The sequence below is a fragment of the Ralstonia sp. NFACC01 genome (assembly GCF_900115545.1).
Taxonomy (GTDB): domain Bacteria; phylum Pseudomonadota; class Gammaproteobacteria; order Burkholderiales; family Burkholderiaceae; genus Ralstonia; species Ralstonia mojiangensis.
Genome location: NZ_FOWV01000012.1, coordinates 16,916 through 40,518 on the forward strand (window position 1 = coordinate 16,916; position 23,603 = coordinate 40,518).

At 63.9% G+C, this 23,603-nt stretch carries 25 protein-coding genes; 18 read left to right on the forward strand and 7 right to left on the reverse strand.

What is annotated here, in order from left to right; all coding sequences use genetic code 11:
• Window positions 1-3 precede the first annotated feature (3 nt).
• Window positions 4-579 (reverse strand): hypothetical protein, encoded by a 576-nt coding sequence (locus tag BM136_RS22910; RefSeq protein ID WP_139219400.1) that lies wholly within the window; start codon window positions 577-579, stop codon window positions 4-6.
• Window positions 580-1,124: 545 nt separating this feature from the next.
• On the opposite strand from BM136_RS22910, the gene BM136_RS22915 reads away from it, so the two are divergent.
• The 6 genes from BM136_RS22915 (at window position 1,125) to BM136_RS22940 (ending at window position 7,863) form a co-directional block, all read left to right on the forward strand.
• Window positions 1,125-2,759: a GMC family oxidoreductase gene (locus BM136_RS22915; protein ID WP_092976197.1), complete on the forward strand. Its 1,635-nt coding sequence runs from the start codon at window positions 1,125-1,127 to the stop codon at window positions 2,757-2,759.
• 245 nt (window positions 2,760-3,004) lie between these two features.
• The gene (locus BM136_RS22920; RefSeq protein WP_092976200.1) at window positions 3,005-3,775 is read left to right on the forward strand and encodes an ABC transporter ATP-binding protein; all 771 of its coding nucleotides are present in this window, start codon (window positions 3,005-3,007) and stop codon (window positions 3,773-3,775) included.
• Window positions 3,776-3,869: 94 nt separating this feature from the next.
• Window positions 3,870-4,610, forward strand: a complete 741-nt coding sequence (locus tag BM136_RS22925; RefSeq protein WP_092976203.1) for an ABC transporter ATP-binding protein — start codon at window positions 3,870-3,872, stop codon at window positions 4,608-4,610.
• Between the two features lie 75 nt (window positions 4,611-4,685).
• On the forward strand, window positions 4,686-5,894 hold the full coding sequence (locus BM136_RS22930; protein WP_092976206.1) for an ABC transporter substrate-binding protein: 1,209 nt from the start codon (window positions 4,686-4,688) through the stop codon (window positions 5,892-5,894).
• Between the two features lie 83 nt (window positions 5,895-5,977).
• Complete coding sequence (locus BM136_RS22935) at window positions 5,978-6,862, forward strand: branched-chain amino acid ABC transporter permease (protein WP_092976209.1); 885 nt, start codon at window positions 5,978-5,980, stop codon at window positions 6,860-6,862.
• A 14-nt stretch (window positions 6,863-6,876) separates the two neighbouring features.
• Complete coding sequence (locus BM136_RS22940) at window positions 6,877-7,863, forward strand: branched-chain amino acid ABC transporter permease (RefSeq protein ID WP_092976335.1); 987 nt, start codon at window positions 6,877-6,879, stop codon at window positions 7,861-7,863.
• A 246-nt stretch (window positions 7,864-8,109) separates the two neighbouring features.
• On the opposite strand, the gene BM136_RS22945 is transcribed toward BM136_RS22940, so the two are convergent.
• Window positions 8,110-8,346 carry a hypothetical protein gene (locus BM136_RS22945; protein ID WP_092976212.1) on the reverse strand — a complete coding sequence of 79 codons (237 nt, stop codon included), beginning with the start codon at window positions 8,344-8,346 and terminating at the stop codon, window positions 8,110-8,112.
• Window positions 8,347-8,467: 121 nt separating this feature from the next.
• On the opposite strand from BM136_RS22945, the gene BM136_RS22950 reads away from it, so the two are divergent.
• Window positions 8,468-8,905: a hypothetical protein gene (locus BM136_RS22950; protein WP_092976214.1), complete on the forward strand. Its 438-nt coding sequence runs from the start codon at window positions 8,468-8,470 to the stop codon at window positions 8,903-8,905.
• A 23-nt stretch (window positions 8,906-8,928) separates the two neighbouring features.
• On the forward strand, window positions 8,929-9,687 hold the full coding sequence (locus BM136_RS22955; RefSeq protein WP_092976216.1) for a sulfite exporter TauE/SafE family protein: 759 nt from the start codon (window positions 8,929-8,931) through the stop codon (window positions 9,685-9,687).
• Here BM136_RS22955 and BM136_RS22960 read toward each other — a convergent pair.
• On the reverse strand, window positions 9,677-10,054 hold the full coding sequence (locus BM136_RS22960) for a cupin domain-containing protein (RefSeq protein ID WP_024977217.1): 378 nt from the start codon (window positions 10,052-10,054) through the stop codon (window positions 9,677-9,679). The genes BM136_RS22955 and BM136_RS22960 overlap by 11 nt on opposite strands.
• A 169-nt stretch (window positions 10,055-10,223) precedes the next feature.
• Here BM136_RS22960 and BM136_RS22965 point away from each other — a divergent pair, with 169 nt between their 5' ends.
• Window positions 10,224-10,775, forward strand: a complete 552-nt coding sequence (locus BM136_RS22965; RefSeq protein WP_092976219.1) for a phosphonate degradation HD-domain oxygenase — start codon at window positions 10,224-10,226, stop codon at window positions 10,773-10,775.
• Here BM136_RS22965 and BM136_RS22970 read toward each other — a convergent pair.
• Complete coding sequence (locus BM136_RS22970; protein ID WP_092976222.1) at window positions 10,761-11,717, reverse strand: SDR family oxidoreductase; 957 nt, start codon at window positions 11,715-11,717, stop codon at window positions 10,761-10,763. The two genes, BM136_RS22965 and BM136_RS22970, sit on opposite strands and share 15 nt — an antisense overlap.
• 101 nt (window positions 11,718-11,818) lie before the next feature.
• Here BM136_RS22970 and BM136_RS22975 point away from each other — a divergent pair, with 101 nt between their 5' ends.
• Window positions 11,819-12,715 (forward strand): LysR family transcriptional regulator, encoded by an 897-nt coding sequence (locus tag BM136_RS22975; protein WP_092976225.1) that lies wholly within the window; start codon window positions 11,819-11,821, stop codon window positions 12,713-12,715.
• 12 nt (window positions 12,716-12,727) lie between these two features.
• Here the strand turns inward: BM136_RS22975 and BM136_RS22980 are convergent, their stop codons facing one another.
• Window positions 12,728-12,943: a DUF3820 family protein gene (locus BM136_RS22980; RefSeq protein WP_092976228.1), complete on the reverse strand. Its 216-nt coding sequence runs from the start codon at window positions 12,941-12,943 to the stop codon at window positions 12,728-12,730.
• 5 nt (window positions 12,944-12,948) lie between these two features.
• Window positions 12,949-13,857, reverse strand: a complete 909-nt coding sequence (gene crgA / locus BM136_RS22985; RefSeq protein ID WP_092976231.1) for a LysR family transcriptional regulator CrgA — start codon at window positions 13,855-13,857, stop codon at window positions 12,949-12,951.
• Between the two features lie 107 nt (window positions 13,858-13,964).
• Between crgA and BM136_RS22990 the strand changes: the two genes are divergently transcribed.
• Both BM136_RS22990 and BM136_RS22995 read left to right on the forward strand, forming a co-directional pair.
• Window positions 13,965-14,570 (forward strand): short chain dehydrogenase, encoded by a 606-nt coding sequence (locus tag BM136_RS22990; RefSeq protein ID WP_092976234.1) that lies wholly within the window; start codon window positions 13,965-13,967, stop codon window positions 14,568-14,570.
• Between the two features lie 156 nt (window positions 14,571-14,726).
• A complete protein-coding gene (locus BM136_RS22995; RefSeq protein ID WP_092976237.1) occupies window positions 14,727-15,875 on the forward strand; it encodes an ABC transporter substrate-binding protein in 1,149 nt (382 codons plus the stop codon).
• Window positions 15,876-15,950: 75 nt separating this feature from the next.
• On the opposite strand, the gene BM136_RS23000 is transcribed toward BM136_RS22995, so the two are convergent.
• The gene (locus tag BM136_RS23000) at window positions 15,951-16,964 is read right to left on the reverse strand and encodes an aldo/keto reductase (RefSeq protein ID WP_092976240.1); all 1,014 of its coding nucleotides are present in this window, start codon (window positions 16,962-16,964) and stop codon (window positions 15,951-15,953) included.
• 86 nt (window positions 16,965-17,050) lie between these two features.
• Between BM136_RS23000 and BM136_RS23005 the strand changes: the two genes are divergently transcribed.
• From BM136_RS23005 to BM136_RS23030, 6 genes are all read left to right on the forward strand, one after another.
• Window positions 17,051-17,995 carry a LysR family transcriptional regulator gene (locus BM136_RS23005; RefSeq protein ID WP_092976243.1) on the forward strand — a complete coding sequence of 315 codons (945 nt, stop codon included), beginning with the start codon at window positions 17,051-17,053 and terminating at the stop codon, window positions 17,993-17,995.
• Window positions 17,996-18,167: 172 nt separating this feature from the next.
• Window positions 18,168-20,117, forward strand: a complete 1,950-nt coding sequence (mnmG, locus tag BM136_RS23010) for a tRNA uridine-5-carboxymethylaminomethyl(34) synthesis enzyme MnmG (protein ID WP_092976246.1) — start codon at window positions 18,168-18,170, stop codon at window positions 20,115-20,117.
• On the forward strand, window positions 20,117-20,785 hold the full coding sequence (gene rsmG, locus BM136_RS23015) for a 16S rRNA (guanine(527)-N(7))-methyltransferase RsmG (protein ID WP_092976249.1): 669 nt from the start codon (window positions 20,117-20,119) through the stop codon (window positions 20,783-20,785). The genes mnmG and rsmG overlap by 1 nt, the downstream gene beginning before the upstream one ends.
• A gap of 37 nt (window positions 20,786-20,822) precedes the next feature.
• Window positions 20,823-21,608: a ParA family protein gene (locus BM136_RS23020; protein WP_092976251.1), complete on the forward strand. Its 786-nt coding sequence runs from the start codon at window positions 20,823-20,825 to the stop codon at window positions 21,606-21,608.
• Window positions 21,609-21,625: 17 nt separating this feature from the next.
• The gene (locus tag BM136_RS23025) at window positions 21,626-22,537 is read left to right on the forward strand and encodes a ParB/RepB/Spo0J family partition protein (RefSeq protein ID WP_092976255.1); all 912 of its coding nucleotides are present in this window, start codon (window positions 21,626-21,628) and stop codon (window positions 22,535-22,537) included.
• Window positions 22,538-22,888: 351 nt separating this feature from the next.
• Window positions 22,889-23,437 carry an ATP synthase subunit I gene (locus tag BM136_RS23030; RefSeq protein ID WP_092976338.1) on the forward strand — a complete coding sequence of 183 codons (549 nt, stop codon included), beginning with the start codon at window positions 22,889-22,891 and terminating at the stop codon, window positions 23,435-23,437.
• Window positions 23,438-23,603: the final 166 nt, after the last annotated feature.

Sequence of the window (23,603 nt, forward strand, 5' to 3'; positions counted from 1 at the left end):
CTCTTAGTCGCATGGCTTGTCTCCCGAATACGACTCGACGATTTGCCCCGCTAGATTGTCTTGGGCTCTCGCTTGAGCATGCAGCCGGTCACGGGTATTGAGGTACATCGCGTGAACGTCCTTGGTGGCATCCAGCCATGGGGGGCCGAACTCGCTGCGAGCGCAGGCGAAAGAGCGCCATAGTTCCTGTGCAGCGAGCTGAGCCCGTTCTGGGGTCGTGGCTGTCAGCGTGAAGTTCTGCTGGGCTTTTGCATACTGCATCATCGCTGCCCGTTGTGCCGAATTCGGATACGTTTTCTCGATGTAATGCTCGATGTCGTCGCGTATGCCGTTTTTATTGGCGTCGATGCCGGCGATGGAAGCGTCGAAATCCCTCGATTTCACGCCGGGACGGCCAGCTTGATTTTCGACCGTGCCAACCTGTGGGTTCAGTACGGAACTCTTGCTGGCTTGAAGGGCGCTGGATGTTGTTGCGCCGGTTACCCGGTTCTGACCATCGCCCTCGCTTCGGGATGAGAAAGACCACCAAGCAGCGGCAACTGAGCACACGGCAACCGCGGCCACGATGCTTGCCTTCACGTCTCCCTCCTTTTGCGGGGCGTTTGGCTCATTACCCGCGCTAGACTTTTATTTGAATGCGTTTCTGGAACGTAGGAAAACGGGCAAGCGGGTGCAAGTCGGGCGTGCGAAATTTCGCTGAGCATTGCCTTATATCCGGGATGGCAAGGCTGCCGCATCCAGCTGCCGTGGGCCTCACCGTGACGTTGTCCCGCAGGCGCAGTGCTGCGTCCGCCAAGATCTCGCGACTACGAGGAAAAGTGCAGGGACATCGGAGACGTATTCCAGCGAAGGCTGCTTAAGCGCCCCGCATCGCCTTTGGTGACCAGCCTCAACGCTGTACCGAGACGGTGGGAGGCGAATCCGTGCACAATGGCTTTTCGCCGGTGGGATGGAGCCGCAGCCTCAGCAAACCAACAAGGTGGCCGTCCCTGCAAGATGGCGTTTTTCTTTGCTTACGTTTTTTGGCAAAGATATAGAAAGTGAGTTAGCTCGGCAGGACATGAAACAAGGGTTGCACCACAACAATAAAAACCAATAACACCAAGGAAAAGAAGCACGGAGACATGGAAACCTACGACTACATCATCATCGGTGCAGGGTCCGCAGGCTGCGTCCTCGCTAACCGGCTGACTCGTGACCCCGACGTTTCGGTCCTGCTGCTCGAAGCGGGCGGCAAGGACGATTACCACTGGATCCACATCCCCGTCGGCTATCTGTATTGCATCGGCAACCCACGCACCGACTGGCTCTATCGCACCCGCGAAGAACCCGGCCTGAATGGCCGCTCGCTCGGCTATCCGCGTGGCCGTGTGCTGGGTGGGTGCTCGTCGATCAACGGGATGATCTACATGCGTGGCCAGCGCGAGGATTACGACGGTTGGGCTGCCATCACCGGCGACGATTCATGGAAGTGGGATGCCGTGCTGCCCTTGTTCAAGGCCAGTGAGAACCATCATGGCGGCGCGAACGCATGGCACGGCGCGAACGGCGAATGGCGCGTCGAGCCGCAACGCCTGCACTGGCAGGTGCTGGAGACCTTCATCGAAGCGGCTGTACAGGCGGGCATCCCGCGCACGAGCGACTTCAATCGCGGAGACAACTTCGGCGTCGGCTATTTCGAGGTCAACCAGAAACGCGGCATTCGTTGGAATACCGCCAAGGGTTTTCTGCGCCCAGCATCGCAGCGGCCGAACCTGACGATCGTCACGGGTGCGCAAGTGCGAGCGCTGACGTTTGATGGCAAGCGCTGCACCGGCGTGACCTATCGCGGGGCAGGGCAGGACTACACGGTGGCCGCGCGCGAAGAGGTGATTCTTTCGGCCGGCGCGATCAATTCGCCGCAGTTGCTGGAGCTGGCGGGCATCGGCCAGCCGGAGCGTCTGCAGGCGCTTGGCATTCCGGTGCGCCAGGCATTGCCGGGTGTGGGAGAAAACCTGCAGGACCATCTGCAACTGCGCAGCGTGGTCAAGGTGAACGGCGTGCCCACGCTCAACACGCGCGCTTCCAACTGGTGGGGCAAGGCGCTCATCGGCATGCAATACGCGTTCAACCAGAGCGGGCCGATGAGCATGGCGCCGTCGCAGCTGGGCGTGTTCGCGCGCTCGAATCCGCATGTTTCGCGGCCCGATGTGGAATACCACGTGCAGCCGCTGTCGCTCGACAAGTTCGGCGATCCGCTGCACGCGTTCAATGCGTTTACCGCGAGCGTGTGCAATCTGCGGCCAACTTCGCGCGGCACGGTGCATGTCACATCCGCCGATCCGTTTGCGGCGCCGACCATCGCGCCGAACTACTTGTCCACAGAGGAAGACCGCAAGGTCGCGGCCGATTCGCTGCGCCTCACGCGCCGCATCGTTGCACAGCCGGCCTTGGCGCAATACAAGCCCGAGGAGTACCTGCCTGGCGCGGCGTTCCAAACCGACGAGGAACTTGCCCGCGCCGCCGGCGAGATCGGCACGACCATCTTCCACCCGGTCGGCACATGCCGCATGGGGCGCGCCGATGATGCAAACGCGGTGGTCGACGCCCAACTGCGCGTGCGCGGCATCGAGGGGCTGCGGGTGGTCGACGCGTCCGTCATGCCGACGATTACCTCGGGCAATACCAACTCGCCGACGATCATGATTGCGGAGAAGGCGAGCGAGATGATCCGTGCCGCGCGCAAGGCCCGTGCCCGCGGCGAGGCCGTGCCAGCCTGACGCCGGTTCCGATACCGATGACACGGGCGTGACACACCGCCCGTGTCATATGAATACGCAATCCGCATTGCCCCGATAGGTAACTCTACGTAACTCCCTCCTGTGAGGCGGAAAGCCAATACCGGTGCGGGTTTCCGGGGCGTAAGCGGGGTGTAATCGTCTCGGTAAAAACCCCGATGTTTTGCAACGCAACAGCCGTTGACAATCATCCGCACCATAAAAAGGGCGGGAGACAAGAGGGAATCATGGCGCAGGACATCATTCTCGAAACGCGTGGACTGACCAAGGGCTTCAAAGGCTTTACCGCCGTGTCCGACGTCAACCTGCGCGTGCAGCGTGGGTCCATCCATGCGCTCATCGGCCCGAACGGTGCCGGCAAGACGACCTGTTTCAACCTGCTGACCAAATTCCTGGTGCCCACGCGCGGCACGATTCTGTTCAACGGCGTCGATATCACCTCGGAAAAGCCGGCGCAGATCGCACGCCGTGGCGTCATCCGTTCGTTTCAGATCTCCGCCGTGTTTCCGCATCTGACGGTGATGGAAAACGTTCGCGTGGGGCTGCAGCGGCAGCTCGGTACGGCGTACGCATTCTGGCGCAGCGAGCAGTCGCTCAACAGGCTGAACGCGCGTGCGATGGAGCTGCTCGAGCAGGTGGGCCTGACGGAGTTCGCGCACACCGTGACGGTGGAGCTGCCCTACGGCCGCAAGCGCGCCCTGGAAATTGCCACCACGCTGGCGATGGAGCCTGAGCTGATGCTGCTCGATGAGCCCACGCAGGGCATGGGCCACGAAGACGTGGACCGCGTGACGGAGCTGATCAAGCGCGTGGCGCAGGGCCGCACGATCCTGATGGTCGAACACAACATGAACGTGGTCTCGTCCATCGCCGACAAGATCACGGTGCTGCAGCGCGGCCAGATCCTGGCCGAAGGCCCGTACGAAGACGTCTCGAAGAACCCGCAGGTGATGGAAGCCTATATGGGCACCGCCGATGCGGCGCTGGAAGGCCATTGAGCCGACTGATCGACGCCAATCGATCACGCGACGCGGCTGCATGCCGCGCATCAAACGTAAGCGAACGCTAGACCCGAACACACGAGAACACTGCATGAGCACGCCCGCGCTCCAGATCAAGGACCTGCACGCCTGGTACGGCGAATCGCACATCCTGCATGGTGTCGACCTGACCGTGAACCGCGGCGAGGTCGTCACGCTGCTCGGCCGCAATGGCGCGGGCCGCACCACCACGCTGCGCGCCATCATGGGCCTGGTGGGCACGCGCAAGGGCTCCATCGTCGTGCATGACACAAGCGGCCAGGGTGTGGAAACGATCGACCTGCCGACGCACAAGATCGCCCACTGCGGCATCGGCTACTGCCCCGAAGAGCGCGGCATTTTCTCGAGCCTCTCGTGCGAAGAGAACCTGATGCTGCCGCCGGTGCTGAAGGGCCAGGTAGCCAAGACCGGCAATGCTGGCATGAGCATCGAAGAAATCTACGAGATGTTCCCGAACCTGGCGGAGCGCCGCCAGAGCCAGGGCACGCGCCTGTCGGGCGGCGAACAGCAGATGCTGGCGGTCGGGCGCATCCTGCGCACTGGCGCGAACCTGTTGCTGCTTGACGAGATTTCCGAAGGACTGGCCCCGGTGATCGTGCAGGCGCTGGCCCGCATGATTCTGATGCTCAAGAAGCGTGGCTACACGGTTGTGATGGTGGAGCAGAACTTCCGCTTTGCGGCGCCGCTGGCAGACCGCTTTTATGTGATGGAACACGGCCGCATCGTCGAGCGCTTCGAAGCGGCGCAGTTGCAGGACAAGATGCCGGTGCTGCACGAGCTGCTCGGCGTTTAAGGCGTTTTCCCGATCGACTTGCAAGACCCATGCGCCAGCGTGATCCGCGGCGCGCACGACACAGGAGACAAGACCATGACACTCAAGAAGCTGGCTGGTGCATTGATGGCGGTAGGGCTGGGCGCGGCGGCTTTCGGCGCGCATGCGCAGGTGAGCGGCGACAAGGTGAAGATCGGCTACATCACTGATCTCTCGGGTCTGTATGCCGACATCGACGGGCAGGGCGGTGTCGAGGCGGTCAAGATGGCGATCGAGGATGCGGGCGGCAAGGTGCTCGGCAAGCCGATCGAACTGGTGACGGCCGATCACCAGAACAAAGCCGACATTGCCGCTTCAAAGGCGCGTGAATGGATGGACCAGCAAGGCCTGGACATGCTGCTGGGCGGCACGAACTCCGCCACGGGCCTGGCGATGAACAAGGTGGCTTCCGAGAAGAAGCGCGTGTTCATCGACATCGGTGCCGGCACGGCGCGCCTGACCAACGAAGAGTGCACGCCGTACACGATCCACTATGCCTACGACACCGTGGCGCTGGCGAAGGGCACGGGCAGTGCGGTGGTCAAGCAGGGCGGCAAGTCGTGGTTCTTCCTGACCGCCGACTACGCCTTCGGCCATTCGCTGGAGAACGACACGACGGCCGTGGTCAAGGCCAACGGTGGCACGGTGGTGGGTTCAGTCAAGCACCCGCTGTCGGCGTCGGACTTCTCGTCGTACCTGCTGCAGGCGCAGTCGTCCAAGGCGCAGATCCTGGGCCTGGCCAACGCCGGTGGCGACACGATCAATTCGATCAAGGCGGCCAAGGAATTCGGCATCACCAAGTCGATGAAGATCGCCGGCCTGCTGATGTTCATCAACGACGTGCACAGCCTGGGCCTGCAGACAGCCGAGGGCCTGCTGATGACCGACAGCTGGTATTGGGACATGAACGACGCCACGCGCAAGTTCGCCAACCGCTACTTCATGAAGATGAAGAAGATGCCGAGCAGCTTGCAGGCGGCGGATTACTCGGCGGTGTCGAACTACATCAAGGCCGTGGCGGCTGCCGGCACGGATGATCCGGACAAGGTCATCGCGCAGCTCAAGAAGACCAAGATCGACGACTTCTACACGAAGGGCTACATCCGCCAGGACGGCCGTGGCATCCACGACATGTACCTGCTGCAGGTGAAGACGCCGGCCGAATCGAAGAAGCCGTGGGATTACCTGAAGGTCGTGGCCACCATCCCGGGCGAACAGGCGTTCACCACGCCGGCCGAGTCGAAGTGCTCGCTGATGAAGAAGTAAAAGCGTAGGCAATCCGGCGCCGCTGTCCGTGTGGATGGCGGCGTCATCAACGTTGTTGGTGTGGTGTTCTCTTCCTGACCGCGATGGAAATCTTCGGCGTTCCGCTACCGGCCATGCTCAGCCAATTGCTGCTGGGTCTGGTCAACGGTTCCTTCTATGCGATGTTGAGCCTGGGCCTTGCGGTCATCTTCGGGCTGCTCAACGTCATCAATTTTGCGCACGGCGCACTGTTCATGCTGGGCGCGGTGCTCACGTGGATGGGCTTTTCGTACCTGGGCATCCCGTACTGGGCGATGCTGGTGCTCTCGCCGCTGGTGATCGGCCTGCTGGGCGTGGTGATCGAACGCACGCTGCTGCGGTTCATCTACAAGCTGGACCATCTCTATGGCCTGCTGCTCACGCTGGGCGTGACGCTTGTCATCGAAGGCGTGTTCCGCGCCATCTATGGCGTGTCGGGCCTGCCGTACGACACGCCCGAATTGCTGCAGGGTGCCACGGACCTCGGCTTCATGATGCTGCCGAACTATCGCGCGTGGGTGGTGGTGGCGTCGCTGGCGGTGTGCTTTGCCACGTGGTTCATGATCGAAAAGACGAAGCTGGGCGCGTACCTGCGCGCCGGCACCGAGAACCCGAAGCTGGTCGAAGCCTTTGGCGTGAACGTGCCGCTGATGGTCACGCTCACCTACGGCTTTGGCGTGGCGCTGGCGGCGTTTGCTGGCGTGCTGGCTGCGCCCGTCATCCAGATCTCGCCGCTGATGGGGCAGAGCATGATCATCACCGTGTTTGCGGTGGTGGTGATTGGTGGTATGGGGTCGATTCTCGGTTCGATCGTCACGGGGCTGGGCCTGGGCGTGATCGAGGGGCTGACCAAGGTGTTTTATCCACAGGCGTCGGCGACCGTGGTGTTCGTGATCATGGTGCTGGTGCTGCTGGTGCGTCCGGCGGGCCTGTTCGGTAAAGAGAAATGAGCGGCGCGGCCAACATGACCAACTCTTCTTCCCTCAAATACGTCCTGTACGGCCTGCTGCTGGTCGCGCTGATCGCCGCACCGCTGGTGGGCGCGTATCCGGTGTTCGTCGCCAAGCTGCTTTGCTTCGCGCTGTTTGCCTCCGCATTCAACCTGCTGCTGGGCTACACGGGGCTGCTGTCGTTCGGGCATGCGGCGTTCTTTGGTGGCGCGGGCTACGTGGCCGGCTACATGATGCGCGATCTGCATGTCACCCCTGAACTGGGGTTGCTGGCCGGCACTGCGGCGGGCGCGTTCATCGGATTGATCGTCGGCCTGCTGGCCATCCGCCGCCAGGGCATCTATTTCGCGATGATCACGCTGGCGCTGGCGCAGATGCTGTACTTCTTCTGCCTGCAGGTGCCGTTCACCGGCGGTGAAGATGGCCTGCAAGGCGTGCCGCGCGGCAAGCTGTTCGGTGTGCTGGATCTGTCGTCCGATCTGACGCTGTATTACGTTGTGCTCGTCATCGTTGCGCTGGCGTTTCTGCTGATCGTGCGCACGATCCACTCGCCGTTCGGACAGATCCTCAAGGCCATCAAGGAGAACGAGCCGCGCGCCACGTCCCTCGGCTACGACACCGATCGTTTCAAGCTACTGGCCTTCGTGCTGTCGGCGGCGCTCACGGGCCTGGCCGGCTCGCTTAAGACGCTGGTCCTCGGCTTCGAGACGCTCACCGACGTGCACTGGTCGATGTCCGGCTCGGTCATCCTGATGACGCTGGTGGGCGGCCTGGGTATCCTGTCGGGCCCGCTGCTGGGCGCGGCGCTGGTGATTGCGCTGGAAAACAAGCTCGGCGACATCGGCAGCTTCCTGGCTGGCGCCACCGGCATCGACGGCTTCAATATCCTCGGCGAATCGGTCACCACGGTCACGGGTGCGATCTTCGTGATCTGCGTGCTGACCTTCCGCCGCGGCATCATGGGCGAAATTGCGGCTCGCGTTCCCTGGTTGCGACGTTGACGCCACAATGCGCGAAGATGCCGGCGAATTTCACCCAGACGGCTGAATTTGGTGCCTCATGCACCGTAAGGGTTTGCTCTAGTTGCTGCATTGCGGTGCATCTTTTACAGTCGCGTTACGGTTTTCGCACGAGATAAATGAGGCGGGAGCGAGGAGACGACAGCACACACCGCACGTACGGTGGAGATGCAAAATAAATGAAGGCCCTGCCAGGCGATCCCCGGCAGGGCCTTTTAGTTTGTGCGTTCAACCGGTGGCGCTTGCCGCCAATAGCGCCCGGCCCCGGGCGCTGACCGTCACCAGATGCAACTCAGGTGGAGATCCGGGCGCGCAGTCCACCAGCCCGTCAATGCACGCATCTTCCCAGATCGACAAACGCGGACACGACGTGCGCCACGTTTCCAGCACTTCGGCGTAGGGCCGGGGCCGCTCGGCCAGCGACTGCAGCAGTTGCAGGGTAAGGGCATGGGTCGGATCGGCCATGGCGGGCTCCGGGTGGGGCGACCGATCCATTCTGGTTCGCGCGCGTTCACAAGAGAAATGCATTCGGTGTCGACGCCTATGCGCGCACTGCATGACAATGGCGCCTTCGCCAAAGCTGCCCATGACCCTCTCCACTCGCCTTGCCACGCCCGAAGACGGGCCGCGGCTGCTGGCCGCCGTCGCCTCGACCGCCTCGCCGCTGCAGCTGGCGCATGCCGTTGATACGCTGCTCGCCCATCCGAACGTGCATCCCTGCTTCCTGATCGAAAAGGGTGAGGTATTGGCCGGCGTGGCGCCGATCACGCTCGTGCCGCATCTGGTGTTGGGCGGCTTGGTGGCGTGGTTGCCAGCTGGCGTGTTGGTGCTTTCCGGCGACATGGTCACCCGTGACACCGCCTTGGCCGCCGTGAATGAGTACGCCAGAGCACATGGCATACTCCACGTCCTGCTGCCGCCCGCGGCGCTTTCGGCTGAAGAGGCTGCAGCGCTCGGCTTTGGGTCTGATGCATCCGGGTGCTGGTGGCGCAGCGCACGCCCGTCGCCCAAGTCGTTGGGCTAATTCTTCCCGTTTCGTTTCTTCTGATGGAATTCGCTTTGCTCGCCGTGGCTGGCTTTCTGGCCGGCCTGATCGATGCCGTGGCCGGTGGCGGCGGCTTGGTACAGATTCCCGCGCTGTTTTCGGCGTATCCGAATATCGCGCCCGCTACGCTGATCGGCACGAACAAGGTCGCGTCGATGTCGGGCACCGCGACGGCGGCGGTGCGTTACGGCCGCACAGTGCGCATCTATTGGGGCGCGACGGCGCCGGCGGTGGTCACGGCGTTTGCCTTTTCGCTGCTGGGCGCGTGGGCGCTCACGCATATCCCGGCCGAACCGCTGCGCCATGCGCTGCCGTTCGTACTGGCCGTGCTGCTCGTCTATACGGTGGCCAAGAGGAACCTGGGCGCCGACCACGCCCCGAGCCTCGAGGGCTGGCGCGAGCGCGCGGCGGCATTGTTGGCCGGCGCGGCCATCGGTTTCTACGACGGCGTGTTTGGCCCGGGCACCGGCAGCTTTCTGATGATCGTGTTCGTGCGCGTGTTTGGGTACGACTTCCTGCACGCGTCGGCGTCTACCAAGATCGTGAATCTGGCGACCAACGTGGCAGCGCTGTTGCTGCTGGCCGCCAAGGGGCACGTCTGGTGGCAGCTCGGCGTTGTCATGGCGGTTGCCAACGTCGCCGGCAATCAGGTCGGCAGCCACTTCGCGCTGCGGCACGGCAGCCGCTTCGTGCGCAAGGTGTTCATCGTGGTGGTGTTGGCGCTGATTTTGAAGACGGCCTACGACGCGTTCATCCGTTGAGTTGCTTCTCAAGCGCCACGCTGCGCTCGGTGATGACGTCGCCCGTGTGCTGCGTGGTGACGGTCTCAATCAGCATGATTCCGCATTCCTCGTCGGCGACGGGAAAGTGACGCACACCGCGCGGCACGACACAGAATTCACCCGGGCCGAGGTGCACGTCGGCGCGGTCTTCGAAGGCGATTTTCAGGTGGCCGTAGACCACGAAGAACAGCTCATCTTCATTCGGGTGGTCGTGCCAGACGAATTCGCCCTTGAGCTTGGCGACCTTGATGTATTGATCGTTGACCTGGCCGACAATGCGCGGCGACCAATAGTCTGTGACCTGTTCCAGCGCGTGCGTGACCTGTACGGCGTGTCCTGCGAGCATGTTGCGCTCCGATGTATGGGAAGGCTCTGAAGATAAGGGCGGGCGCCGGGCATTCCCAACCAAACTTTCTAATCGCACCGATCACGCGGGCTAATGCGCGGTGCGTTGTCACTGTGTTGCCGCATGGGCGGGCTAGGCTGCCAGGTTCTGCTTTCTTCTGCGCAGCATCATGGCCCTGAGCCTCGACGACATCCGCACGCTATTTGACCGCCACGGCAACATTGCCTACAGCGGCGAGCCCGTCACGCAGCTCGAACATGCCTTGCAGACGGCGGCGTTGGCGGAGGCGGCCGGTGCGTCGGATGCGCTGATCACGGCGGCGCTGCTGCACGACCTCGGTCATTTGCTGAACCTGCGGGGCGAGACGCCGACCGCCCACGGCATCGACGATCAGCACCAGTACTTTGCGCTGCCGTTTCTGCGTGCGACGTTTCCCGATGCCGTGCTGGAGCCGATCCGCCTGCATGTGGATGCCAAGCGCTGCCTGTGCGCGATGGATGCGCATTACTACGCGCGCCTCTCAGCCGATTCCGTACGGAGCTTGGCGTTGCAGGGCGGTGTGTTTTCAGCGCAGGAAGCCGAGGCCTTCATGCAGCGTCTGTACGCTGCCGATGCGCTGCAGCTGCGCCGGTGGGACGACCTCGCCAAGGTGGCCGGGCAGCGCACGCCTGATCTTGCGCACTTCCTGGCGACGGCCGCGCGGGTTTCAGCGGCAGCCTAGGCTGCGCAACGTCGCGCCCACGGCTTCGTCCCACGGTGTGTGCGGCTCGGCCCCGAGCGTCTGCACGAGCTTGGCGTTGTCCATGCGCACCGGCTGCTGCCACAGATAACGCATCTCGCGCATCTCGCGCAGCATCTCCGAGAACGGGGCCAGCGCGGGCATCAGCCACCACGGGAATGCGCGCGTCTTGACGGGGCGACCCACCGCGCGGCCAATTGCTGCGGCCATCTGCGTGCCGTCGGCATCCCAGTGACCGCGCATGTGATAAACGGCGAAGTCCGGCAGACGGTCGCCTTGCTCGATAAGACGCAGCATCGTTTCGGCCACGTCCGGCAAATAGGCCCATTGATGGCCGATGCCGTCGGCGCCCGGCTGCGTGACGGTGCGGACGGGCTTGCCCGGCTTGACCAGCGCGCCAGCGAACCACGTATTGCTTGTTTGCGGCCCGAAGAAATCGCCGGCGCGCACGATCAGGCTGCGCACGCCGTCGGCGCTGGCGGCCTGCATGCGGCGCTCCAGCTCTGCGCGGATCTTGCCCTTGCGCGTGAGCGGTGCCTGCGCAGTCGTTTCGCGCAGCACGGGAAACGTGTCCGGCGCGAAGTTGTACACCGTGCCGGGCAGCACGATACGCGCTCCTGAAGCACGTGCGGCGGCGATGGTGTTGTCGATCATCGGCAGCACCAGCCCGGCCCAGTTCTGGTAGCCCGGCGGGTTGACGGCGTGGACGATCAGCTCCGCGCCATGCGCTGCGCCGACCACGTCTTCGCGCACCATCGCGTCGCCGCGAATCCACTCGAATGCGGCGTTGCGGTTGGTCAGCGCCTCCGGATTGCGCTGCAGCGCCCGCACATGCCAGCCGCGTGCCACCAGCCGACGTGCCACTTCGCCGCCGATACCGCCGGTGGCGCCCAATACCAATGCGATGCGTTGTGCCTGTTCCATGACCGTGCTCCCGGTGTGTGTGCGTTGCGATGGAGGCATTCTGGGCGCAGCTGTGCTTCAATGGAATTGTTGATAGTGAGCGTGCAGATATACAAATTTGTATGAACGGATCTGAGCCTGGTTGGGAGTTGTATCGGACGTTTCTTGCCGTCGTGCGAGAAGGATCGCTGTCGGGCGCCGCCCGCGCGCTGGGGCTGACGCAGCCGACGGCGGGCCGGCATGTCGATGCGCTGGAACGGGCGCTGGGCATGTCGCTCTTCATCCGAACCCAGCAGGGGCTCAGCCCCACAGAAGCGGCGCTATCGCTGCGGCCGTTTGCGGAATCGCTCGAAGCCACGAGCGCCGCCTTGCTGCGCGCCGCCTCCAGCCAGGGCGAGGGTGTGCGCGGCACCGTGCGCATCACCGCCAGCGAGGTGGTGGCGGTGGAGGTGCTGCCGCCCATCCTCGCCGATCTGCACGCCGCCTATCCGGAGCTGACGCTCGAACTGGTGCCCTCGAACCGGATGGAGGACCTGCTGCGCCGCGAGGCGGACATCGCCGTGCGTATGCAGCCACCGAGCCAGGGCGTGCTCGTCGCGCGGCACATCGGCGGGATCGAACTGGGGCTGTTTGCGCACCGGCGTTATCTGGCGCAGCGCGGCACGCCAACCACGGTGGAAGAACTCGCTGGCCACACGTTGATCGGCTACGACAAGGAGAACGCATTCCTGCGCAGCGTGCGAGCGCAGTTCCCGTGGATCCAACGCAACCGCTTCGCACTGCGCACCGACAGTGACCTGGCTGCGATTGCTGCGCTGCGTGCGGGCTTCGGCATCGGCTTCTGCCAGGTCGGCTTGGTGCGGCACAACGCAGATCTGGTTCGGCTGTTCGGCAATCGGGTCTCCATCACGCTCGACACCTGGCTCGCCATGCACGAAGACCTGCGTGACAGCCCGCGCTGCCGCGTCGTGTTTGATGCGTTGGCGACGGGGCTGCTGCGTTACATCAACGGCGATTGATCGATCGCGTTGCTATCGCTTCTGGCGCAATGGGTCGAGCAGGCTCTTCAACCCGTTGTGATCCAACTCCTGCATCAGCGCGAGCAATCGGCCGATCTGCCCGGGCGGAAAGCCTTCGCGCGCGAACCAGTTGAGGTAATGGCCCGGCAGGTCCGCAATCACGCGGCCCTTGTATTTGCCGAAGGGCATTTGCGTGGTGACGAGGCGTTGGAGGTCTTCGGGGTTCATGGGCGCTATTGTGCCGTCGATGTGGGGACGAGCGCGGGCACGTGCGCCAGCAAATGCTCCACAAAACCGGAGAGCTTCGGCAACGGCCGTCGATCCTGCCGATACACGACATGAATCGGCCGCGGCTCGGGCGCATACGCTTGCAGCACGCGCACGAGGCGGCCGCTTGCCAGGTCTTCTGCGACGAGCACTTCGGGCTGCAGCAGCAGGCCCGCGCCCGCAACCGCTGCCGCGCGCAAGCCATGGCCGTCGTTGCAGGTGAAGGCAGGGTCGTCGCGCCAGGGCGTGTCGCCTTCCCAGTCACGCAACTGCCACGCATTGCGGTTGTTCCACACCATGTGCGAGAGGCAGCGGTGCTGTGGCAGGTTTGCCGGTGTTTCCGGCCGCCCGTAACGCGTGAGGTAATCCGGCGATGCGCAGATGACCATGCGATACACGCACAGCGGCTTGGCGACCAGATCGGCGTCGCCCAGTGGCCCGATGCGGATGGCGAGGTCGAACCCCTCGTCGACGAGATCGACCATGCTGTTGCTGAGGTTCAGCTCCACGCGCACCTGCGGATGCGCCTGCTGGAACGTCGCCGCCAACGGCGCGATCACGCACGCGCCAAACGTGGTGGGGGCACTTACGCGCAGCGTGCCTGAGGGCGACGCGCGCAGCCGTTCGACGGACGTTTCCGCCCAACGCACCTGTTCCAGCACGCGCTTGGCGTCTTCGTAGAACACGCGTCCGGCATCGGTCAGGCTCTGGCGGCGCGTGCTGCGCTGGAGCAGGCGGGCGCCCAGTTGCGTCTCTAGCGCGCTTACATATTTGCCGACCATCACCGCGGACATTTCAAGCCGCGCCGCTGCCTCGGTGAAGTTGCCGCCTTCCACCACGGCGACGAAGGTTTCCATGCTGCGCAGCTTGTCCATATTCCGAACTATTGATTTGGAATGATCAAAGGTATCACGGCTTTATTACATGATGGGTTCGGCCAAGAATAGGCGCCATTCCAACCGGATTTGTGAAGGAGCAGAGCATGAAAATCGTCGTGATTGGCGCCAGCGGCACGCTTGGCCGCGCCGTGGTGGCGGAACTGGGGCAGGGCGGTGCGCACGAAATCATCCGCGTCGGCCGCACGCAGGGCGAGCATCAAGTCGACATCACCAACGCAGACAGCGTGGCGGCGCTGTTCAACAAGCTCGGCCGCGTCGACGCGATTGTCTCCACCGCGGGCAATCTGTTCTTCGGGCCGCTGACCAAGATGACGGCCGCGGATTTCAACGTTGGCCTGCAGGACAAGCTGCTCGGCCAAGTGCGCCTGGCGCTCGTCGGCCAGCATTATCTGAACGACGGCGGCTCGATCACGCTGACGACCGGCATCGTGGGGCAGGAGCCGATTGCACAAGGCGCCAACGCCACCGCGGTGAACGCGGGCGTGGAGGGCTTTGTGCGCGCCGCCGCTTGCGAGCTGCCGCGCGGCATCCGCATCAACGCGGTGAGCCCGACGGTGCTGACCGAATCCATGGAGGCATATGGCCCGTTCTTCCCGGGCTTCGAGCCGGTCTCGGCAGCGCGCGCGGCGTTGGCGTATCGGCGCAGCGTGGAAGGCGTGCAGAGCGGCCGGGTGTATCGCGTAGGCTGAATCTGCCCAGGTCGTGAACACGTTAAGTTTCGGGGTATCTCCCCCTTGCTCGCGTGGCGTGACTCCTTCTAGACTCGTTCATCCCCGACCCAGCGGTCGGCCAAATCGCAGATCCAGAGCGGGCGCAGACCCACTCGGCACATCTCAGGAGACGGCATGAAGGTTTCGCGCGCATCCCGCATTGCACTCGCCGCAACGGCGTTGTTGGCAGGCACGGCATTCGCCCAGGTGAAGGTCGGTATCACAGTGTCTGCCACGGGGCCGGCCGCCTCGCTCGGCATTCCGGAAAAGAACACCGTGGCGCTGCTGCCCAAGGAAATCGCAGGCAAGAAAATCGAGTACATCGTGCTCGACGATGCGTCTGATACGACGACTGCCGTCAAGAACACGCGCAAGCTGATCACCGAAGACAAGGTCGACCTGGTGATCGGCTCGACCGTCACGCCGAACTCGCTGGCGATGGTGGATGTGGTGGCCGAGAGCGAAACGCCGATGATCACCCTGGCCGCCTCGGCGCGAATCATCGAGCCGATGGACGCCAAGCGCGCGTGGGTGTTCAAGACGCCGCAGAACGATTCGCACATGGCGACCGCCATTGCCGAACACATGGTCAACCATGGCGTGAAGACTGTCGCGCTGATCGGCTTTGCCGATGCCTATGGCGATTCGTGGGCGCAGGAGTTCGACAAGGTGGCAGGGCTGCGCAAGCTGAAGGTTGTCGCCAACGAGCGGTTTGCTCGGACCGATACGTCGGTGACAGGGCAGGTGTTGAAGATCGTGTCGTCCAATCCGGACGCAGTGTTGATCGCAGGCTCGGGTACGCCTGCCGCGCTGCCGGAGCGGGCGCTCAAGGAGCGGGGCTACAAGGGCAAGCTGTATCAGACGCACGGCGTGGCGAACGCCGACTTCCTGCGCGTGTGCGGCAAGGACTGCGACGGCACGTTCCTGCCGGCAGGTCCGATCCTGGTTGCCGAGCAACTGCCCGACAGCAACCCGGTGAAGAAGCCAGCGCTGGCGTACAAGACGGCATATGAGAAGGCCTATGGCGGGCAGGTTTCCACGTTCGGCGGCCACATGTGGGATGCCGGTTTGTTGTTCACGCATGCGATGCCCGAAGCGCTGAGGAAGGGGCAACCCGGCACACCGGCGTTCCGCAAGGGGCTGCGCGATGCGATGGAGACGACCACCAATCTGGCGATCTCGCACGGCGTGATGAACATGAACGCGAAGGATCACCTCGGGCTGGACCAACGGGCGCGGGTGATGGTGGAAATCAAGGACGGGAAGTGGAAGCTGCAGAACTGACGGCGTAGCCAACGTCATCGTCCCACGCAAAACGCACGGTTCGCGCCGTGCGTTTTGCTTTGTTTAGCGGAGGGCTCAAGCGTTGACGAGGCTTTGCGGCACGGGCGATGCCGTGGTTTCCGGCAGCGCGGCGTCGATTTCCGCGAGATCCGCATCCGTCAGTTTCAGGCTGGCCGCGCCGAGCAGTCCTTCGAGCTGGTCCGGCCGTCGCACGCCGACGATGGCGCCCGTGACCACCGGGTTGCGCAGCGTCCACGCGATGGCGACTTCGGCAGGCGTGCGTCCATGCCGGGCGCCGACGCCACGCAGCACCTCCACCAGCGCCAGGTTGCGCGTCAGATTCGGCTCCTGAAATTCGGGGCTGCGCTGCGCGCGCCAGTCATCGGCCGGCAGCGCGGCGATGCGCTCGCGCGTCATGCGCCCCGACAGCAGTCCCGATTGCAGCGGCGAATAGACGATGTTGCCGATGCCACGCGCCGCCGTGTACGGCAGGATGGATTCCTCGATGCCGCGCATCAGGAGCGAGTAGGGCGGTTGCAGCGAGGCAATCGGCGCGACGGAGCGGGCGCGTTCCATTTGCGCCGCATCGAAATTCGACACGCCGATATGGCGGATCTTGCCGGCGCGGCGTGCCTCCGCCAGCGCGCCAATGGCGGCTTCGATCGATTGCTCGGGCGCCCCGGGCGGGAAGGCCGGCCAGTGGATCTGGTACAGGTCGATCGCGTCCACGTTCAGGCGGCGCAGGCTCTCGTCGATTTCACGTGAAAGCGATGCGGGGTCGAGCGAATGCGAGATCCGCCCCTGCGCATCCCACACCAGCGAACCCTTGGTGAACACGTACGGGCGCCGTTCTGCGGGCAATGTGCGCAGCGCCCGGCCGACCACCGTTTCTGCGTGGCCCAGCCCATAGGCGGCAGCGGTGTCGATCCAGTTGATGCCGGCGTCTACGGCGGCGGCGATGGCGGCAATGGAATCGCGATCGTCCTGCGCGCCCCAGCCATATTCCCAGTTCCCGCCGCCCGAGGCCCAAGTACCGAAGCCGAGTGGCGAGATGTGCAGGTCGGATTGACCAAGTTGTCGTGTCTGCATGGCGATGTCCTTGTCAGGTCAGGGAGAGGAGTCGCCAGTCTAGGCAACGCGGTCACGCCAATTAAGTGGATAGAATCGGATGCACTATGAAGACGGAATTCACAATCGATCCGGACCTGCTGCCCGCGCTCGATGCGCTGCGCCGCGTGGCCGAGGCGGGGAGTTTCACGCAGGCAGCCGCGGCGCTGGACGTTTCGACGTCCGCGCTGTCGCAAACTGTCCGGCGGCTGGAGTCGGCGCTCGGCGTGCAACTGCTGGCGCGCACCACGCGACAGGTCAGTGCAACGGAAGCGGGTGAAGCGCTGCTTGCCGTCGCGCGGCCTGGCCTTGACGCGCTATACGGTGCGATGGCGGAAGTGGGGGAGCGTGCAACGGAGCCGCGCGGCACGTTGCGCGTGACGGCCTCGCGCGTGGCGTACCAGTCGTTGCTGCAGCCGGTGCTGGGCGATTTTCTCTCGCGCTATCCGCGCATCGAGCTGGAGGTCTCGGTGGACGACGGGCTGTCCGCGATCGTCGCAGACCGCTTTGATGTCGGCATCCGCTTCGGCGAGCGTGTCGAGCGCGACATGGTCGGCGTGCCGATCGGCCCGGCGCGCCGCATTGCGGTGGTGGGCAGTGCAGCGTATCTGCAAGCGCATGGCACGCCCGCATCGCCGGAAGCCCTGCGCGGCCATCGCTGCATCCGATACCGCTTTCCAAGCAGCGGCGCCTTGTACGACTGGGAGTTTGCCGCTCCCGGCGGTGGCGCCAACCAGTCGGCGGATGTGGCCGGCGGCTTCATCGCCAATGACGTGCTGGCGATGGTCGCGGCGGCGAAGCAGGGCGTGGGCTTGGCGCACGTGCTGGAAGACCTCGTCGCCGAGGATGTGGCGGCCGGCCGCTTGGTTCGGGTGCTCGAAGACTGGTGCCCGCCGATGTATCGCTTCCATCTCTATTTTCCTCGCACGCCGCAGATGCCGGGCAAGCTGCGCGCCTTCATCGATTTTCTACAGGAACGCTCGGCCAGCCCAGGGCGAGTGCCCATTAGCTGAATGTGTTTCACGTGAAACACAAACGCGGGCAACAAGCGGTGCATGTTTCACGTGAAACACGAAAAGCAGGGGAATTTCGCCCCGATTGCCGCATGGCCAAACTGCGGTGTAGCCGCGCGACTTATAATTCCGCTTCTCCAAATTTTTGATGCCTCCATGCGAGGAGGAAGCCATGCTGTATCCAATTGAATTCGATGTGATCGTGGTGGGCGGCGGACACGCCGGCACCGAGGCCGCGCTGGCGGCAGCGCGCATGGGGTGTCAGACCCTGCTGCTGACGCACAACATCGAGACGCTGGGGCAGATGAGCTGCAATCCGTCCATCGGGGGCATCGGCAAAGGCCATCTGGTCAAGGAAGTGGACGCCTTGGGCGGGGCCATGGCCATCGCGACGGACGAGGGCGGCATCCAGTTCCGTATTCTCAATTCCAGCAAGGGCCCGGCGGTGCGGGCAACTCGCGCCCAGGCGGACCGCGTGTTGTACAAGGCGGCGATCCGTCATCGCCTGGAAAACCAGCCGAACCTGATGCTGTTCCAGCAGGCCGTGGAAGACCTGCTGGTGGAGGGCGACCGCGTAGTCGGGGCGGTGACACAGGTTGGCGTGCAGTTCCGTGCACGTGCCGTGGTGCTGACGGCTGGGACGTTCCTCGACGGCAAGATTCACGTCGGGTTGAACAACTACACCGGCGGCCGCGCGGGCGACCCCGCAGCGGTATCGCTGTCGGCGCGTCTCAAGGAATTGAAGCTGCCGCAAGGACGCCTCAAGACCGGTACGCCCCCGCGAATCGATGGCCGGTCCATCGATTTTTCGGTGCTGGAGGAGCAGCCCGGCGATCTTGATCCGGTACCGGTGTTCTCGTTCATGGGCCGCGCGGAGATGCATCCCCGCCAAGTACCGTGCTGGGTGACGCACACGAACGAGCGCACCCACGACATCATCCGCGCCGGTCTGGACCGCTCCCCGATGTACACGGGCGTCATCGAGGGGGTAGGGCCGCGCTATTGCCCGAGCATCGAAGACAAAATCCACCGCTTCGCGAGCAAGGACAGCCACCAGATTTTTCTGGAGCCGGAAGGCCTGACGACGAACGAGTTCTACCCGAACGGCGTGTCGACCAGCCTGCCGTTTGATGTGCAGCTCGATCTGATCCACTCGATGCGCGGGTTGGAGAACGCCCACATCCTGCGGCCCGGTTATGCCATCGAGTACGACTACTTCGACCCGCGCGGGCTGAAGGCTTCGCTGGAATCCAAGGCGATTTCCGGCTTGTTCTTCGCCGGCCAGATCAACGGGACGACCGGTTACGAAGAGGCGGCGGCGCAAGGCCTGCTGGCGGGCATCAACGCTGGCCTGCAGGTGCAGGGTAAAGATGCCTGGACGCCGCGCCGCGACCAGGCCTATCTGGGCGTGCTAGTAGACGATCTCATCACCCGCGGCGTAACCGAGCCGTATCGCATGTTCACCAGCCGGGCCGAGTTCCGCCTCAGCCTGCGTGAAGACAACGCCGACATGCGCCTGACCGACGTCGGCCGCGCGCTCGGCGTCGTTGACGATGCGCGCTGGGATGCGTTCAACCGGAAGCGCGACGCTGTTTCACGTGAAACAGAGCGCCTCAAATCGACCTGGGTGAACCCGGCCACGCTTCCGCTGGAGGACGCCGAACCGGTTCTGGGCAAGGGCATCGAGCGCGAGTACGCGCTGGCCGACTTGCTGCGCCGCCCGAACGTGACCTACGAAACGCTCATGGGCATGCAAGGCGGCAAGTACGCGCTCAAAGCCCCCCTGGCTGAAGATCCGTTGCTGGCCGAGCAGATCCGCGAGCAGGTCGAAATCGGCATCAAATACCACGGCTACATCGCCCGGCAGGCCGATGAAGTCGAGCGCCTGGGTGCCAACGAGAACACCCGTCTGCCAGCGGATTTCGACTATGCGCAAGTGCGCGGCCTATCGATTGAGGTCCAGCAAAAGCTCGCCAAGCACAAACCGGAGACTATCGGACAGGCTTCGCGTATCTCCGGCATCACGCCGGCCGCCGTGTCACTGCTGCTCGTGCACTTGAAGAAGGGCGTGCTGCGTGGACAAGTCGGACCCCGTGCCACCTCAGAAGGCGAGGCCGCTTGATGGCGAATGCACTGACTGACGCCCGGGCAGAGCTGGAAGCCGGCGCCCGCGCGCTTGGCTTGTCGCTGGACGAAGCGCAAGTCGATCGCTTGCTGGCGTACCAAGGGCTGCTGGCCAAATGGAACCGCGTCTACAACCTGACCGCCATTCGTGATGCCGGCGACATGCTGACGCATCACTTGCTGGATTCGCTGTCGGCGGTGTCGCGCATCGCCGAGCTGGCCCGCCGCGCCCAACCCGACGCACCGCGCGTGCTGGACGTCGGTTCGGGAGGCGGCCTGCCGGGTATCCCGCTCGCCATCGCCTTCCCGGATGTAAGCGTCACGATGGTCGACATCGTGCAGAAAAAGACCGCTTTCCTGACGCAGTGCCGGGCCGAGCTTGGGCTGACCAACGCTCAATCGCATTGGGGCCACGTGGAAAAACTGGCTGATGCCACCGGCTACGGCGTCATTACCTCACGCGCTTTTGCCGAGCTGGTGGATTTCGTGAATCTGGCTGGCCATCTGCTGGCCCCCGGTGGCCGCATGGTCGCCATGAAGGGTGTGCGCCCGGATGCTGAAATCGAGCGCCTGCCCGCCGGCTGGACCGTCGAAGCCATCGAACGCCTGACCGTGCCGGGGCTGCCGGCCGAGCGTCACCTGGTCATCCTTGCGCCGTCGGCGTGAGCGAACGTTGTAGCGAGCCATTCACCGCAGAGGAGTCATGTCGAATATTTTCGTGATCGCCAACCAGAAGGGTGGGGTCGGCAAGACCACCACCACGGTGAATCTCGCGGCCGGGCTGGCCGCGCAAGGGCAGCGCGTGCTGCTGGTCGACCTCGACCCGCAGGGCAATGCCTCGATGGGGTCGGGCATTGACAAGCACACGCTCGAATTCAGCGTCTACCAAGTCCTTGTCGGGCTGGCGACGATTCCGCAGGCGCGCAAGCGCTCCGAGGCCGGGCGCTATGACGTGTTGCCAGCAAACCGCGACCTGGCCGGCGCCGAAGTCGAACTGGTCGATCTGGAGCATCGCGAAAACCGCCTCAAGCTTGCGCTCGCCGAGGTGGAAGCCGACTACGACTTCGTCCTTATCGATTGCCCGCCGTCGCTTTCGCTGCTGACGCTCAACGGCCTGTGTGCCGCGCACGGCGTCGTCGTGCCGATGCAGTGTGAGTACTTCGCGCTCGAAGGCCTGTCGGATCTCGTCAACACCATCAAACAGGTGCACGCCAACCTGAACCGCGACCTCAAGGTGATCGGCCTGTTGCGTGTGATGTTCGACCCGCGCGTGACGCTGCAGCAGCAGGTTTCGGCGCAGCTCGAATCGCACTTCGGCGACAAGGTGTTCAAGACGGTCATCCCGCGCAACGTGCGTCTGGCCGAAGCGCCCTCGTACGGCATGCCGGGCGTAGCGTTTGACGTGGCATCGAAAGGCGCCAAGGCCTATCTGGATTTCGGCGCCGAGATGATCGCGCGCGTGCGGCAGATGGCCGACATGCCGGCCTGAGCAGCAAGAGGAACAACATGAGCACGATGAAGAAAAAGGGACTGGGCCGCGGCCTCGAAGCGCTGCTCGGCAGCCCGGCCGAGATTGTCGAAGCCGCCAAGCAGGAGGGTGCGCCGACGGTCCTGAAGCTGGAACAGATGCAGCCTGGCAAATATCAGCCGCGCACGCGCATGGACGAAGGCGCGCTGCAGGAGCTTGCCGCGAGCATCCGCGCCCAAGGCTTGATGCAGCCGATTCTGGTGCGCAAGGTCGAGTCCGACGGCACAAAGCCTAAGTACGAAATCATCGCGGGTGAGCGCCGCTTCCGCGCATCGCGCCTTGCGGGCCTGACCGAAGTGCCCGTCCTCGTGAAGGACGTGCCGGATGAATCGGCCGCCGCCATGGCGCTGATCGAAAACATCCAGCGCGAAGACCTCAACCCGCTGGAAGAAGCGCAGGGCATCGCGCGCCTGGTGCGGGAATTCCAGTTCACGCACGAGCAGGCGGCGGAATCGGTGGGGCGTTCGCGTAGCGCGGTCTCGAACCTGCTGCGCCTGCTGAATCTTGCCCAGCCTGTGCAGACGATGCTGATGGCGGGTGACCTGGATATGGGTCACGCCCGTGCGCTGCTCGCCGTCGATGGTGCAACACAAATCACATTGGCCAATCAGATCGTCAATAAGCGCCTGTCGGTCCGCGAGACGGAAAAACTGGTGGCATTGACGCTCAAGCCGTTTGAGCTGAAGTCACTGAAGCAGAAGGGCGGCCACCAGGGTGGTCGCGACGTTGCGCGCCTGGAAGAGGAGCTGGCTGATCAACTGGGCTTGGGCGTGCAGATCAAGCTGGCAGCAAAGGGCCGTGGTCAGTTGACCGTGCAGTTCAGCAGTCTCGACGAATTCGACGGGTTGTTGGCGCGCCTGCGTCCTGATGGTGGCGAAGAAGCGGCCTGAATTTTCCCTGCGACAGTTTGACGCACCTATCGTAGCCGGCGTGGTTGCGCCATTTGCGGGCAGCCGCTTGGCACGGAATTGGTGCGATTACCTCGCGCGTCATCGACGCTGCGTATCGCCCACACCATCATGGAATCAACGGGGTGCCGCTCCATCAGGCGGATTCGGTGCCCCGGCAGCAGCGCCGCATTGCGCATGCCATATGGAACGCCGCCGCGCTGAGTGCTGTCGAAGGCGCCCGCACGAGCGTTCGCTTGCGCGTTGACTGGCGAACGCCATGTCCCGTAAAATCGTGCGGTTTTAAATCCGCCTGACCCAAAGCGGTGCGGCATGATGAAAGCACATTCTTCCATGCAGCCAGCCGACCGGCAACGGCCCGATTCTTACGCTTCGTTGAACGCCGCCCGACCTCAGTCGGTGCAGGATCCGAAGCACGATAGTTGGGACGATGAGGAGAAGGCGGAACCGCCGGTGCATGTGCTCTCACATGACGAGGCGGTCGCTCTGTTTGGCGAGCAGGCTCTGCAAGCCTCGCGTATCACGCCTTTTTCCATCGTGCTCGGCCAAGTGGCCATCACACTGTTGTGTGCGCTCGGTTGGTACGTCGGCAGTTGGTTCGCGGGCACGAGCGCTGCGTCAGCGGGCGAGGCTGCGCTGTCTGCTCTGCTGGGTGGCGGCGTGTGCGTGGTGCCCTCGGCATGGTTCGCGATGCGGCTGTCGGCGGCCAAGGGGTTCGAATCCATCGCCCGTCTGGTGGTGGGCGAAGCGATCAAGGTGCTCGGCACGGTCGCGCTGCTGGTGATCGTGGTGGTTGTCTTCAAGGGCCTGCATTGGCCGCCCTTGCTGATTACCCTGATCCTAGCACTCAAGATGTATTGGGTCGGTCTCGCGCTGCGATAGCGCGTTGAGTCGGCTCCAGCCCACCACGACACGGCGGGCACACTGGACGTGTTGGCATGTGGCAGTAACCTGAGGCAGGAGAAGCCCCGGTTCATTGCGCTGACACTCCACAAGAATAAGGTGGCGCGTTTCGGCCGCGTGCAGTCCGCGATCTCCAGGACGAACC